We start from the raw sequence: 13611 nt of genomic DNA on the forward strand, positions 1-13611 counted from the left end.
GCACGTGCGCCGTCTGCCAGGTCCACTGTGGAACCGGCGGCAGGTGGGCATCGTGGTCACCACCAGGTACCGCTGAGCAGGTGCCTTTCACATTCGTTCCCTACCTACGTACGGCGCCGTCGCCGGTCGTTGCGGTCCGGTTCACATCGCGGTGTGCGCCACGTTCACCTGGGCTCACTTGACTCGAATCGGGATCGACGCAGTGCAGTCCGGGGACCGGGATCGGTTGCAGTGGAAGGAGAGCAGCGTGGATCGTCGTACATTCCTGCGCACGGCCGTGGTGGGCACGGGCACTTCGGTGGCGTTCGGGTTCACCTTGTGGCCGGAGGCGATGGGGTACCCGGCGCGGACCGGCCCCAGCCCGTACGGTGCGCTCCAGTCCGCGGACGTCAACGGGATCATGCTGCCGCAGGGCTTCACCAGCCGGGTGGTCGCCCGTTCCAGCCAGACCGTGCCGGGCACGAACCACGTCTGGCACAGCGCTCCGGACGGCGGGGCGTGCTTCGCGAACGGCACCGGCTGGGTCTACGTGTCGAACGCCGAGCTGAGCAGCGGCGCGGGCGGCGTCGGCGCACTGCGCTTCGACAGCAACGGCAACGTCATCGGCGCCTACACCACCCTCTCCGGCACCACCCGCAACTGCGCGGGCGGCGAGACGCCGTGGAACACCTGGCTGTCGTGCGAGGAGACCGACCGCGGCTACGTGTTCGAGACCGACCCGTTCGGCGTAAAGCCCGCCGTGCGCCGTGACGCGATGGGCCGGTTCAAGCACGAGGCGGCCGCGGCCGATCCGGACCGCAAGGTGATCTACCTGACCGAGGACGAGAGCAACGGCGGTTTCTACCGCTTCGTGCCCACCACGTGGGGTGACCTGTCGGCCGGCAGGTTGCAGGTGCTCAAGGAGGTCAACGGCGTGCTGTCCTGGGCGAACGTGCCCGACCCGGACGGCGGCCCGACCCGCACCCGCAGCCAGGTCTCGGGCATGAAGGTGTTCAACGGCGGCGAAGGCTGCTACTACCGCAACGGGACCTGCTTCTTCACCACCAAGGGCGACAACCGCGTCTGGGCCTACAACGCGGTGACGAACACCATCGCCATCGCCTACGACGACAACCTCACCAGCAACCCGCCGCTGACCGGCGTGGACAACATCACCGGCGCCGCGGTGGGCGACCTCTACGTCGCCGAGGACGGCGGCAACATGGAGATCTGCGTCATCACGCCCGACGACGTCGTCGCGCCGTTCGCCCGGGTCACCGGCCAGAGCTCCTCGGAGCTGTGCGGCGTCGCGTTCAACCCGGCGGGCAACCGGCTGTACTTCTCGTCCCAGCGCGGCACGTCCGGCACCAGCAGCGGCGGCATCACCTACGAGGTCACCGGGCCGTTCCGCACGTCCCTGTGAGCTGACACCCGCACGGGGGCTACGGACCCAGGTGCAGGTGGGCGGCCCAGGTGTGGGGGTTCCGCGGATACCGTTGTCGCATGTGGATGGTCGCGCGGCGCACGGCGGCGGACACGTCGTCGGGATGGGTGGCCAGGTCCGCGTAGACGTCCCTGGCCACCTGCTCGGCCAGGTCGTCGGCGATCGGCCACAGCGTCCCGATCACGTGCCGGTAGCCGGCCAGTTGGAACGCCGACGACAGGTGGATCGCCTCGTCCACCAACGCGCCGCCGCTGGCGGTTTCGCACGCCGACAGGTACGCCATCCGGGCGCCCGCCGCCCGGATGGCGCCCAGGTCGAGCACGGACAGCGGACCGTCGGACAGCGCGAGGCAGCTCGCCGACGGGTCGGTGAACTCGGAGGTGGCGTGGCAGGCGAAGTGCGCGACGGACGCGCTGGGAAGTGCCGCCAGCACGGCCTCGCGGGTCGCTTGCGGACCGACCAACGTCATGGCGCGGCCCGGGATCGCGGCGGCGACCATCGCCGCCTCGGCCTCGGCGTTGGGCAGCGGTGGCAGGCCGTCGGCTTCCGGGACGGCGATCGCCAACGCCGTCGCGCGGGAGGGATCAGCGGGTCGGGCACGTGTCGCGGCCAGTGCGCGCAGCGTGGACACGGTCGACGACACCGCGAGGTCCAGGACGCCGTGATGGCGGCCGGTGGCGTCGTACGTCCCGGCCGCGTGCAACGGCAGCACGGTGAGCGGACCGGTCGGCAGCCACCACAGGCGTGGTGGTGTCCCGGCTCCAGCGCGTATGTCCAAATGGGACAGAACAGGTTCGGCGACCACGTTCCACAACCACGTCAGCACCTCGCGGAGGTCGGCGGCTGAGCCTTCGCCGCCGGGGCGGGTGGCGTCGATCAGCTGGTTGGCCCTCGCGGTCGCATCGGCACGGCTGAGGTCGGGAAGCGGGCAGACCTCGACCTCTCCCGTCGGTGTCAGGATCAGGGCGTCGCACCGGTGTCGACTGACGTTCACCGCGATCACCGGGCCGACGACCGCGAGGGCCGAGAGCGTCGGCGGGGCAAGGAAATCCGCCATGCCCGGTCGGGTGCGGATCTCGGCGATCAGGGCGTCCAGCTCGGCGGCCAAGTGGTGCCGGGCGTCGCCGGTCAGCCCGGTCCCCGGCTGGGTTCCGGCCGGGGTGTCCAGCGCGTCGCGCAGTTGTTCGAACCGGGTGGCCAGGACCGGATCGGTGTCCCGCAACGCACCCAGCTCGCCGGGCAGGTCCAGACTCCGGCCGAGCACCACGCCGCGGCCCTGCTCCAGCAGGCGCAGCGCGCCGGCCGGATCGCCCCGCCGGATCGCCACCGCCGCGGCGTCGCAGCCCACGCCGGTCATCGTGGCCAGCACGCGCTGCTGGTCGGCGCGCGCCTGGTGTCGGCCGGCGAGCAGCGGCAGCGCCTCGACCGCGATCCGGTAGCCGTCGGCGGCCTCGGCCCAACGCCCGTTGTCCGCCGCCAGTCCGGCGTAACGCGCCGCCGCCTCCGCGCGGTCGGACACCGGTGCGGCGGGAACCTCGGTCGCGGCGCGGAGGCAGTCCAGCGGCCGGTCGAGGTCGTCCGCGCCGCCTTCACGTCGGTGGCGCTGGTGCAGCGTGTTGCCGAGGTTGCGCAGGAACGCCGCGAGGTGGACGTGATCGGCCGGTGTCGCCCGCACGGCGGCGTCCGCGATCGCGACGGCGCTGTCGAGGTCGTCGCCAGTCACCCGATCGCGGGCGGACAGCGCGACCGAGAGGTTGGACAGGAACATCCCCCGGTCGGCGTGCCCGTCCGGGGTCGCGCGCACGACCTCCTGGAGGGCGACGACCGCGGCGTTCAGGTCGGCCGGGTCGCCCAGCAGCTCGTGGCGCTGTTGCAGGACCACAGCCAGGTTCGACAGCCGGACGGGGCGGTTCGGGTGCCCCGCGGGGGTGTCGTCGACCGCCTGCCGTGCCAGGTCGCCACCCTCGACCAGATCGCCGGGATCGCCCGCCGTGAGGTAGCGCAGGCACAGCGTGCCGGCCAGGTTGCCGAGCAGGTCTGCCCGGTGGGGTCGCCCCTCGGCCGTGGCCGCCAGGGCCGCGCGCCAGGCGTCGACCGCCTCGTCCAGGTCACCGCGGGCGCTGCCGGTCTCGAACCGCCGTTGCAGACCCGCGGCCAGCGTGCCCAGGACGATCGCGCGATCCGGGTCGTCGTCCGCGATGTCCGCGATCGCCTGCCGGGCGACGGTGATCGCCCGTTCGAGGTCGGCCTGGTCGCCGCGCAGTCGGTGCCGGTCGAGCAACGCCCTGGCCAAGCTGTTGCGCCGGGCCGGAAGCCCGGACCGGTACCCGGTGGAGTGCTCGACGGCGGCGCTCGCGGCGGCCACCGCCTCGTCCAGGTGCGCGGCCGTTCCCTCGCGGTCGTGCCGGATCAGCAAGGCCGACGCCAGCTCGTCCAGTGCGAGAGCCTTGTGCGGATGGCCGTCGGGTAACAGCCGCTCGACCTCCCGGATGACCGCGACGCCGGCGTCCAGATCGGCGACGTCGCCGAGGTGCTCGTAGCGGGTGCGCCGCACCAAGGCCAGGTTGTGCAGGATGTCGAGCCGTTGCGGATCACCGTCGCGCGCGGTCCGGACTGCCTCCTGCCCCAGTGCGACGGCCCGGTCGAGGTCCGCCGCGTCGCCGGACGCCTCGAACCGGCGCAGCCACATCAGTGCGACGTTGGACAGCAGCCGGGGCCGCTGGTCGGCCGGTGCCGCGTCCGCCGCGTCCTGACCAACCGCGAGCGCTTCGTCCAGGTCCGCCGGCGCGTGCGTCCGCTCGTGCCGGCCGAGCAACACCACGCCGAGGTTGGCCAGGAATCCGCTGCGGTTGGGGCTCTCGGCGGGCGTCAGCTCCACCACCTGCCGGGAAAGCGTGATGACGGTGTTGAGGTCGTCGAGGGAGTCGGTCGTGTACGAGCGAAGTTGGTACGCGGTCGCCAACGTGTTGATCCGGAAGGCGTGGTCGATGTGGCCGTCCTCGGTGAGCGCCACCGCGTCCCGCGCGGCCACGATCGACTCTTCGAGGTCGTCCGGGTCGCCGGTGGCGCGGTGGCTCAGCTGTAGCGCGATGCTCAGGTTGGACAGCCAGCTCGGCAGCTCCGGGTGGTCGGCCGGTGCGCCGTGGGCGGCGTGCCGGAACGCGGCGGCGGCGTCCGCCAGCGCGTCGAGGTCGCCGGTGTGCCTGCCCTCTGCCAACCGGTCGCGGCCGTACTGCCCCACGTCCTCGCGGCTGTGCGCGTCCGGCACGCCTTCGGCGGCGAACTCACCGCGCAGTTGCGCGGGAACGTGGCTCGGATCCACCTCGTGCACCCGGCCGAACAGGTCGATCGCCAGCACCAGGTCGGCCGTGGCCCGGTCTTCCGGCAGGGCCAACGCGCGATACCAATGCGTCCACGCCACGACATTCGCCACCCGGACATCGCTGTGGGCCGCGGGCAGGAGCCTGGTGGCCAGCTCGATCGTCCGGTCCGCCAGCACGATCGCCGGATCGGCGGTGGCGACGAACCGCTCCAGCCGTGCGGCGAGTTCGGCCCGATCGGGATCGTCACGCACCACAGCCCGCCTTCCTGGTCGTGGCCGTTTTGCGCGACACTGTCCGCCATGACAGCCGCCGACGTGGTCGCCCAGTTCTGCCTACAGCTCACGAGGCTACGCCGGTTGGCACGCGACGAAGGGCGGATCGCCGACCTGGACGCCCTGGTGGCCGACGCGGTGGCGGGCGCGGACGTGGCCGACCGGATGGTCGAGCTGAGCCGGCAGATCGGCGGCCCGGAGCTGCGCACGCGGGGGGCCGACTCGGGCGTTTTCGGCGGCGGGCCGTTCGGTCCGGGACACCCGGTCGCGGGCCGGTACGTCTGCCCGCACGGCCGGTGTGATCGGGTGGAGCGCCGAACGCCCGGCGGGCCGGTGCCGGAATGCCGGCTCGCCCCGGTGCCGCTGCTCTTCCAGGAGTGACGCCGTGACGACGCTGTTGACCACGTTGGCGACGAAGCTCGCCGAGAAGTGGATGACCCTGGTCGTGCTGCCCGGCCTGCTGCTGCTGGCCACGGCGTTCGCCGGGACCATGCTGAAGCACCGCCACGCGTTGGACGTCCGGCACCTGGTCGGTGAGGTCAACCGGTTCGGCAAGGCCGCGGGCGGCACACCGGCCGCGACGCTCGCCGTCATGCTGGTCGCCCTGCTGCTGGCGTCGGCCGCGGCAGGTCTGCTGGCCCAGGCGGCCGGTGCGGGCCTGCGGTGGCTGTGGACCGTCACCCCGCGCCATCCCGACCGGCTGCCGCTCGTGCTGCTGACACGTCGGCGACGCGACCGCTGGACGAAGCTGGACCGCGACTACCGTGCCGCGCAGGACGACGTCGACCAGGCCACTGCCGCCGTGGACGACGCCCGCGCGGCGCAGTCCGACTCGGTCGAGGTCGAGGAGCGGCGCCTGGCCCACGCGGTGGACGTCGCGGCGGCGATCGCCGCGCGCCGCAACCGGATCGCGTCCGCCCGACCCAGCCGCCCGACCTGGATGGGTGACCGGCTCGCCGCCGCGGAGACCCGCGTGCGCGGCCAGTACGGCCTCGACCTGTCAGCCGTCTGGCCCCGCCTCCAACTTGTCGTGCCGGACGCGGCGAGGGCCGACCTGCGTTCCGCCGCCGACGCCTGGAACCGCGCCGGCATCGTCGCCGGGTGGGGCCTGCTGTACCTGCCGGTCACGGTCGTGTGGTGGCCGGCGGCGCCCATCGGTCTGGCCGTCCTGCTCGTCGGCCGGCGTCGCGGCCGGGCAGCCGCCGCCGCACTCGCCGACCTCGCCGAGTCCGCCGTCGACCTGTACGCGCCCACCCTCGCCGAGCAGCTCGGCGTCACCGCGCCCGTGGGCGCCGTCAACCCCGCCCTGGGCAGGCGGATCACCGAACAACTCCGCAAAGGCACCTGACCACAGGCGCCCGGTGGCCGTGAACCCGGCGACTACGGCTTGTCCGCGACCTTGATCCCGCCCTCGATGATCTGGGCCTTGAAACCTTCGAGGATGCCCTGCAACTTCGCGTCGATCCGGCCACCCGACGTGGCGTAGCCGATGCCGTTCACCTTGAGGTCGAAGACCTTCGGCAGCGAGGCCAGGTCGTTCCTCGCGGCGGCGTTGAAGAAGTCGTACACCGCCACGTCGACACGCTTCAGGCTCGACGCGACGATGACATCCCTGTTGTCCGCCAGCGTGGGCTGGTTGTACTGGTCGGCGTCACACCCGATCGCCAGCACACCCGCCTGCTTCACCGCGGAGAAGACGCCGATGCCGGACGCGCCCGCAGCGGGGTAGAGGACGTCCGCGCCCTTCTCGATGAGACCTTTCGCGGCCTCGAAGCCCTTCGCCGGGTCCTGGAAGCCCGTGAAGTCGGTGGCCGGCGTGATGTACTTCTTCTCGACCACGACGTTCGGCGCGGCGGCCTTCGCACCCTGGACGTAACCGGCCTCGAACTTCCGGATCAGCGGGATGTCGACGCCGCCGACGAAGCCGACGTGACACTTCTTGCTCTGGTACGCGGCGACGACGCCGGCCAGGAACGCCCCCTCCTGCTCGGCGAAGACCAGTGGCGTGACGTTGGCCGCGCCCTCCACGGCCGAGTCCACCAGACCGAACCGGACGTCCGGGAACTCCGGCGCGACGACCTTCAGCGACTCGGTGTACGCGAAGCCGACGCCGACGATCGGGTTGAAGCCGTCGCGCGCGAGTTGGCGCAGGCGGGACTGCTTCACCGACTCGTCCTCGTTCGGGGAGGCGGAGAGCTCGCGGGTGTTCTCCCCCTTCACCCCCATGTCCTTGATCGCCTGGTCGAACCCGGCGGCGGCGAGGTCGTTGAACGACGCGTCACCACGACCACCGATGTCGTAGGCCAGACCGATCTTCAGCGCACTTCCGTCGACCTTGTCGCCGTTGGCGGCGCTGGTGTTCGAGGCGGCGGGCGAGGTGGCGGGCGAACTGGGCGGCGGCGCGAACTCGCAAGCGGCGCCGGCGACTGCGGTCGACCCGGTGGTGCCACCGGAGTCCTTCGCGCAGGCACTCACCACCATGATGCCGGTCAGCGCGATCGCGACAACAGCGGTGCCACGGACAGGACGGCGCACGGCTCGTCTCCCTCCCTGCTCGTCGAGCAGACACTCCCCCAACGCCCGATCAGGGCTTGAGCGACGGACCGTACCTTCCAGGCGGGACCGTCCGGGTGAGCGTTCACTTGCTGGGAACAGGATTGTTCGAGGCCGTGGTGGCTTGCCGAACGCGGTCGGTGACGACGTCGACCACGGATTCCGGTTACCGGGCCGCCCGCTGCGCCGGGATCCGCGACACGCCCGCCTCGACCGCGCAGGCCGCCTCGGTCAACGTCGGGCGCACCAACAGCCGCTGATCCACCCCTGTGACCTGCAACGGCCGTAGCACGGGGCGGCTGTCGGCCACGACGGCGAATACCGTGCCCAGCCGTTCGGCACGCGTGTTCGCGGCGATCAGGGCGGCGACGCCCACCGCGCCGACGAACGTCACCCCGGTCAGGTCCACCACCAGCCCCGAGGGCGCGCTGTCGAGCCGCGTGTCCATCCTGGCGCGGAACGCCGACACCGTGCCGAGGTCGATCGGCCCCGCGATCGAACAGAACTCCACGTCCTCCTCGGCGAGGTGGACCTGGGGAATCCGGGTGGTACCGCTGAGCCGGTTCGGCATGAGTGCGCTCCTTCGGGTGCCCCGGCACAGGACCGCCGGCGGACTTCTAGCCCGTTCAGGTGTATCAAGATCGGCCATACGGGGTACGTCTCGGATGGCACGTTACGGCGCGTCCAGGAAACGCCACAAGCCCTTCACCATGGCACCATCGAGTGACCCAACCCGCGCCAAACCCGCATTTGGCAACGCTCAGTGACGCCCACGCCTACCTGCCGGGGTACAGCCCGCCACTTGCTCAAGGATTCGGGTTGCGGGAGATTGCCCGCCGTCCTCGAAACCGACATCGGTGGGTGACACTCGCCAACGAAACGGAGGAGGATGCGATGCAGGCGATTCAGAAGGTCCGCCACCGACAGGCCGAGGTCAACGGCCTGGAGGTGTTCTTCCGCGAGGCCGGACGTCCCGGCCGGCCGACGGTGCTGCTGCTGCACGGGTTCCCCAGCTCGTCGCACTCGTTCCGCGAGGTCATGCCCGCGCTGGCCGACGTCGCGCACGTGATCGCGCCCGATCTCCCGGGCTTCGGCATGTCCGCGTCACCGACCGTCGACGAGTACGACTACACCTTCGAGAACCTCTCCTGGACGATCGAGAACCTGCTCGACCGGCTCGAGGTCGAACGCTTCTTCGTCTACCTGCACGACTTCGGCGCCCCGGTGGGCTACCACCTCGCCACCCGCGCCCCGGATCGCATCCGCGGCCTGATCGTCCAGAACGGCAACGCGCACGAGGACGGCCTCGGTCCGCAATGGGACACCGCCAAGGCGTACTGGGCCGATCCGACCGACGACAAGCGCGCCCAGCTGCCGGACTGGCTGAACTTTGCCGGCACCCGCGACCAGTACCTCGCCGGATTGCCCGAGTACCTGCGCTTGCTGCACCCGCCCGAGTCGTGGCACATCGACTGGGAGCGCATGAGCCGACCCGGCAACGTCGACGCGCAGTTCGCGCTGTTCAGCGACTACGCCAACCACGTTGCCCGCTTCGCCGAACTCGCCGAGTACCACCGGGCCCACCAGCCGCCGGCGCTCGTGCTGTGGGGACGTCGCGACCAGTACTTCGACGTCGACGAGGTCCTCGCCTACCACCGGGCCCTCGAGCGCGTGGACGCACACATCTACGACGGCGGGCACCTCCTGTTGGAGACGCACGCGGCCGAGTGCGCCGAGCTCATGCGGGTGTTCGTGCTCGACAACACCTGAGCCGATACCGGAGGCGCGAGTCGTCCCATGCGATGTCGAGGGTGAGCAGGGTCAGGTTCGCGCCGGCCCGACCGCAGCGTCACACAGGCCGTGCGCGCCGAAAGGCGCCCCTCTTCCGCACCCGCCAAGTCATCCACAGCAGCGATAGCACCGTGAGCAGAGCGAGCCCGACCATCGTGCCGACGGTGATCCTGGCAAGCGTCGGGTGCGTGAGCGAGGGCTTGAAGTCGACCTGGGCGGGCCGGTAGAGCGAGTGGTCTACCTCGCCGCTGTCGAGGAAGGTGGTGATCAGCCGGTTGCCTGCTTCCGGCTGGGAGGCCCAGAAGTCCGTGGTGTGCCCGAGTTCGGCCAGCACGACCTGGCGACCGTTCGGCAGGAACGGAACCAGTTCCTCGGTCGCGTTCCCCGGCGGGGTCGAGAAGTCGAGCGTGCCGCCGATGAGGAGCGTCTCCACCTCCGTGGTCCGCACTCGGCGGTATTCCTCGTCGTCGGATGCGGTCGGCCACGCGTCGCCGAGCGTGCCGCCGCCCCAGACGAACGACTTCGGGAAGAGGAGGTCGGCGGCGAAGCAGGAGAACCAGAGCCCGCTCGGGTCACCCTCGGCCGCGGCAAGCCACGAGTCCAGCGTCGTCTGGGCCGGTATCGATGCCGCCGACGTCGAGTCGAAGAGCCCGAAGAAGGCGGCTACCCACGCTCGGTCTGGCGGTCGTGCTCGGCGGAGGTGTGATCGTCGTCCACCACAATCCCGACCACACCACCGGCCAACTCGCCTTCAGCCCGATCTCCACATCGGCGACACCACCGTCAAGACACACATCACGCACATCCTCCAAAAACTCGACCTTCGGGACCGCGTCCAACTGATCGTGCCGGCATACCGGACCGGGATCGTCGAAGCCGGAAGTGACCGGCGAACCGGGGCCTATCCCGTGATTGGAGCGTGGGTTGGATGGCAGTCCTGTCTCGGGTGATCGCGCTGGTAGCGGTCGGAGTCTTGGCCGCGTGCACCTCGCGCGTCGGCGGCGTGCCGGTGGCGGACGGCACGGTGCCGCCCGCGGCCGAGGAGTTGACCGCCGAGTCGGTGTTCGACGACTTCACGATGGTCAACCCGTGCTCGCTGACCGAACCCTCGGTGTTCGAGAACTTCGGCAGCGCCGGTTTTGGCGCACCTGAGTCGACGCTCGACTACTGCACGATCATCGTGAAACTCGCGACCGGCGCTCAGGCGACCGTCAACGTCGGCCAGTTCGGTGAGCTGGAGGCGACACCGGAGCTGGAGGGCAAGCGGGTCAGGGACGTCGAGCGCGGGTTGTGGGTTGGGCAGCACAGTGACGACCCGTCGTTCTGCACGCAGCTGCTGGTGTTCCCGGACGGCGTGACGATGGAGGTGCGTGCTTACGAGTCCGCGGGTGAGGTCGACACGTGCCCGATAGTCGAGGCGGGCGTGGACTACGCGATCGAGGTGGTCCTGAATGACGGCGTCTCGCACCGGTCACCTGCCACGAACTCGCTGGTGTCGGTCGACCCGTGCTCGCTGATCGACGACAAGGACGTCACGGCGATTCCAGGCCTGCGTGGTGTGCGCGAGCCGGCTGACTACCCGGGCAAGCACTCCTGTTACTGGGATGGGGGAAAGACCGTCGGCATGGCGGTCACGTTCGGCGCCGGCCCGAAGCCGCGCGATGACAACGCGGAGTCCGTGGCCGGGCGACCGACGGTGGTGATCCCGGTCGAGGTGGAGGCGCGGTCGTACTGCTCGGTGAGGACCGCGCACATTCCGTTCACGGAGGTGAACGGCGTGGAAGACTACTTCGAGGTGGCGAGGGTTTTCGTCCGCTTGCCGCCAGGGCAGTCGGCCGCCGCCTGCACGGCTGCTCGCGCGCTGGCGGAAGCGGTGTGGCCGAAGCTCCCGCGCATGTGACATCGACTTGGTCACCGGTTCGGCCGACGTGCCGGCCTCGGTGGACGGGTGTTCAGTCGATCCGGAAGCTGTCCAAGAAGTCCTACGCGATGTCGATGATGATGTCGACTCCATCACTACTCCGACTGGTCGACCGTGATGACGACCTTGGCACGCGCGTGCTCCAGTTCGAGGTACCGGACGGCCTCCGGCGCCTCGGGCAGCGAGTAGGTCCGGTCGATGACCGGGACGATCGCGCCGGACTCGGCCAGGCCGGCGAGCGTCTCCAGGTTCTCCCTGTTCGTGTCCGAGTTCAGCATGACGAGGCGCTGGCGGACGAACCGCGACGTCAGCACGGCCTTGATCCCCAGGCCCATCGGGCCGACCAGGCTGCCGCCTTCGGACACCCCACCACCGGACAGCACCAGTGTCCCCGTGGGTGTCAGCACTCGCCGGAGATCGGCCAGCGAGCGGTTCGCCACCAGGTCGAACACGACGTCGTAACGCTGCCCGCTCGAGGTGAAGTCCTCCTTGGCGTAGTCGACGACGTGGTCCGCGCCGATCGACCGGAGCAGGTCCGCGTTGCGCGTGCTGCACACTGCGGTCACCTCCGCGCCGAACGACTTGGCGATCTGCACGGCGAACGTCCCCACGCCGCCCGACGCGCCGTTGACCAGCAGCCGCTGCCCCGGGCGGGCCTGCCCCAGGTCCCGCACGCCGATGAGGGCGGTATTGCCCGCCAACGGCATCGCCGCCGCCTGCTCGAACGTCAGGCCGGCCGGTTTGCGCGCCACCAAACGGTCCTGGGCGCACACGTACTCGGCGAACGCCCCATCGTCGAAACCGAGGTCCCCGAACACCTCGTCACCGGGCTGGAACCGGGTCACCCGCCTGCCCACGGCCTCGACCCGGCCCGCGAAGTCACGCCCACGGATCCGCCGCTTGGGACCGGACCACCCGAACGCCGCCGGCATCACCACCCTCGCCAGGCGCGGGTCGCCGCGCATGATGTGCCAGTCGGCCGCGTTGACCGACGCCGCGTGCACCCGCACCAACACGTCGTTGTCGCCGGGCGTGGGCTTGTCCACGTCCGCCAACCGTAAGAGGTCGGACGAGCCGTACCGGTCCTGGACGATCGCCTTCATCGTGGCCTCCGTGACATACGGGTTCTCAGCGAGACAGGCCGGCCTGCCGGAAGCGTCGGCGCTGGCGGCCACGCTAGGCGAGCGACCACGGTCCGGACATCAGGGACGAACCCTAAGGGGCACACGGATTTTCACCCGGCCGTGCCGGAAGGCCTCCCTGCGGCTGCGATCAGGAGGGCCAGGAGCAGAAAGCGGCCGGAGGTCGTGTAGCTCATTCGTCGAGCGGGTCCCAGTGGTTGGCGTAGCGCAGCAGCGACCGGGCCAGGTCCGGCTGGGTCGCCGCCCAGGTGGTGTCGAACAGGTACCACTGCTGGTACCCGAACGAGTCGCCGCAGTGCATGGCGAGCTGGGCGAGGTGGTCCCCGACCTGGAGCAGGGAGTCCTGGGGGCGGCGATGGTCGGTGTACTCCCCCGCCTCGATGATCTCCACGGCCCGGCGGTGGGCGGCGACGTGCTCGTCGGGCAGGTCCGCCCAGGGCCCGGCGTTGAGGTTGAAGCCCGGCCACCGGTTGCAGCGGTCGAGGGTGGGGCCGAGGGTGTCCTCGTCGGGCGCGATAAGCGCCCGCAGCACCCGTAGCTCGGGTGCCCACTCTTCTCCCGCGTCTGCGGTGCGCAGGTGCCGGGCGAGTGCGGGCAGTGCGACGCCCGGAAACGCCGTCGGCTGGGAACAAGCCAGGCTTTCGCCGTCGTAGAAGGTGAGGAACACCCCGTAGGTGGTGGCGTCGTCGTCGCCGGACAGACCGGAAAGTGTCGTCGACACGTCAGGGGTGAACGGTCGCGGCGGGCCGGCCCGGTCCGGCAGCGGCCAGTCCTCGTGCACCAGGTAGGCCAAGCGGTCGGGTGCGGTCCGGACGATGTCGTCGTGGAGGAAGAAGTAGGCCAGTTCCACTTCGTCGTCGTCGGTCCGCACCCGCAGGCCGTGCTCGCCGAGCCGGATGTAATCGCTGCCGCCCTCGACGTACAGGTGCTCGTGCAGCAGGATGCGCAGCTGCTCATCACTCTCCGGTCGGGGCAGGTTCAGGTCCCGCGCCTTCTGGAAGATCGAGTTCAGGCCGTAGACGTCCACGCCCAACTCGTCCTCGACCCAGCGTCGTGGATCCTCACACCCCCATCCCCGTCGGAACCAGGCAAGCGCCGTCTCGTCCGGCAGCCGACGCACCAACTTGCTCAGCGGGCCTTCGTAGTGCGACCGATATACGAAATACACGACCGAACCGTACGACAC

12 protein-coding genes are annotated in these 13611 nt (G+C 70.6%); 6 read left to right on the plus strand and 6 right to left on the minus strand.

What is annotated here, in order from left to right; translation table 11 throughout:
- Positions 1–247 precede the first annotated feature (247 nt).
- Complete coding sequence (locus tag F4560_RS13760; protein ID WP_184920127.1) at positions 248–1402, plus strand: alkaline phosphatase PhoX; 1155 nt, start codon at positions 248–250, stop codon at positions 1400–1402.
- 19 nt (positions 1403–1421) lie between these two features.
- On the opposite strand, the gene F4560_RS46135 is transcribed toward F4560_RS13760, so the two are convergent.
- A complete protein-coding gene (locus F4560_RS46135; protein ID WP_184920129.1) occupies positions 1422–4997 on the minus strand; it encodes a CHAT domain-containing protein in 3576 nt (1191 codons plus the stop codon).
- 48 nt (positions 4998–5045) lie between these two features.
- Between F4560_RS46135 and F4560_RS13770 the strand changes: the two genes are divergently transcribed.
- Both F4560_RS13770 and F4560_RS13775 read left to right on the plus strand, forming a co-directional pair.
- Positions 5046–5399, plus strand: a complete 354-nt coding sequence (locus F4560_RS13770) for a hypothetical protein (protein ID WP_184920131.1) — start codon at positions 5046–5048, stop codon at positions 5397–5399.
- A 4-nt stretch (positions 5400–5403) separates the two neighbouring features.
- Positions 5404–6366 carry a hypothetical protein gene (locus F4560_RS13775; RefSeq protein ID WP_184920133.1) on the plus strand — a complete coding sequence of 321 codons (963 nt, stop codon included), beginning with the start codon at positions 5404–5406 and terminating at the stop codon, positions 6364–6366.
- A 32-nt stretch (positions 6367–6398) separates the two neighbouring features.
- On the opposite strand, the gene F4560_RS13780 is transcribed toward F4560_RS13775, so the two are convergent.
- On the minus strand, positions 6399–7553 hold the full coding sequence (locus F4560_RS13780; protein ID WP_312869300.1) for a BMP family lipoprotein: 1155 nt from the start codon (positions 7551–7553) through the stop codon (positions 6399–6401).
- Positions 7554–7737: 184 nt separating this feature from the next.
- On the minus strand, positions 7738–8142 hold the full coding sequence (locus tag F4560_RS13785) for an STAS domain-containing protein (protein WP_184920135.1): 405 nt from the start codon (positions 8140–8142) through the stop codon (positions 7738–7740).
- A 323-nt stretch (positions 8143–8465) separates the two neighbouring features.
- Between F4560_RS13785 and F4560_RS13790 the strand changes: the two genes are divergently transcribed.
- A complete protein-coding gene (locus F4560_RS13790; RefSeq protein ID WP_184920137.1) occupies positions 8466–9341 on the plus strand; it encodes an alpha/beta fold hydrolase in 876 nt (291 codons plus the stop codon).
- 79 nt (positions 9342–9420) lie between these two features.
- On the opposite strand, the gene F4560_RS13795 is transcribed toward F4560_RS13790, so the two are convergent.
- Complete coding sequence (locus F4560_RS13795) at positions 9421–9966, minus strand: alpha/beta fold hydrolase (RefSeq protein WP_246478403.1); 546 nt, start codon at positions 9964–9966, stop codon at positions 9421–9423.
- Between F4560_RS13795 and F4560_RS46140 the strand changes: the two genes are divergently transcribed.
- Both F4560_RS46140 and F4560_RS13805 read left to right on the plus strand, forming a co-directional pair.
- The gene (locus tag F4560_RS46140) at positions 9860–10312 is read left to right on the plus strand and encodes a response regulator transcription factor (RefSeq protein WP_312869848.1); all 453 of its coding nucleotides are present in this window, start codon (positions 9860–9862) and stop codon (positions 10310–10312) included. The genes F4560_RS13795 and F4560_RS46140 overlap by 107 nt on opposite strands.
- Positions 10291–11262: a DUF3558 domain-containing protein gene (locus F4560_RS13805; RefSeq protein ID WP_184920140.1), complete on the plus strand. Its 972-nt coding sequence runs from the start codon at positions 10291–10293 to the stop codon at positions 11260–11262. Before F4560_RS46140 ends, F4560_RS13805 begins: the two co-directional genes overlap by 22 nt.
- Positions 11263–11378: 116 nt before the next feature.
- Here the strand turns inward: F4560_RS13805 and F4560_RS13810 are convergent, their stop codons facing one another.
- Positions 11379–12386 carry an NAD(P)-dependent alcohol dehydrogenase gene (locus F4560_RS13810; protein WP_184920142.1) on the minus strand — a complete coding sequence of 336 codons (1008 nt, stop codon included), beginning with the start codon at positions 12384–12386 and terminating at the stop codon, positions 11379–11381.
- 211 nt (positions 12387–12597) lie between these two features.
- A complete protein-coding gene (locus tag F4560_RS13815; RefSeq protein ID WP_184920144.1) occupies positions 12598–13593 on the minus strand; it encodes a hypothetical protein in 996 nt (331 codons plus the stop codon).
- Positions 13594–13611: the final 18 nt, after the last annotated feature.

This window comes from Saccharothrix ecbatanensis, assembly GCF_014205015.1.
GTDB lineage: Bacteria > Actinomycetota > Actinomycetes > Mycobacteriales > Pseudonocardiaceae > Actinosynnema > Actinosynnema ecbatanense.

Bases quoted from the DNA above. Each gene is read 5' to 3' on its own strand.
- F4560_RS13770 (WP_184920131.1), top strand. From the start codon at position 5,046: ATGACAGCCGCCGACGTGGTCGCCCAGTTCTGCCTACAGCTCACGAGG.
- F4560_RS13785 (WP_184920135.1), bottom strand. From the start codon at position 8,142: ATGCCGAACCGGCTCAGCGGTACCACCCGGATTCCCCAGGTCCACCTC.
- F4560_RS13790 (WP_184920137.1), top strand. From the start codon at position 8,466: ATGCAGGCGATTCAGAAGGTCCGCCACCGACAGGCCGAGGTCAACGGC.
- F4560_RS13805 (WP_184920140.1), top strand. From the start codon at position 10,291: ATGGCAGTCCTGTCTCGGGTGATCGCGCTGGTAGCGGTCGGAGTCTTG.
- F4560_RS13810 (WP_184920142.1), bottom strand. From the start codon at position 12,386: ATGAAGGCGATCGTCCAGGACCGGTACGGCTCGTCCGACCTCTTACGG.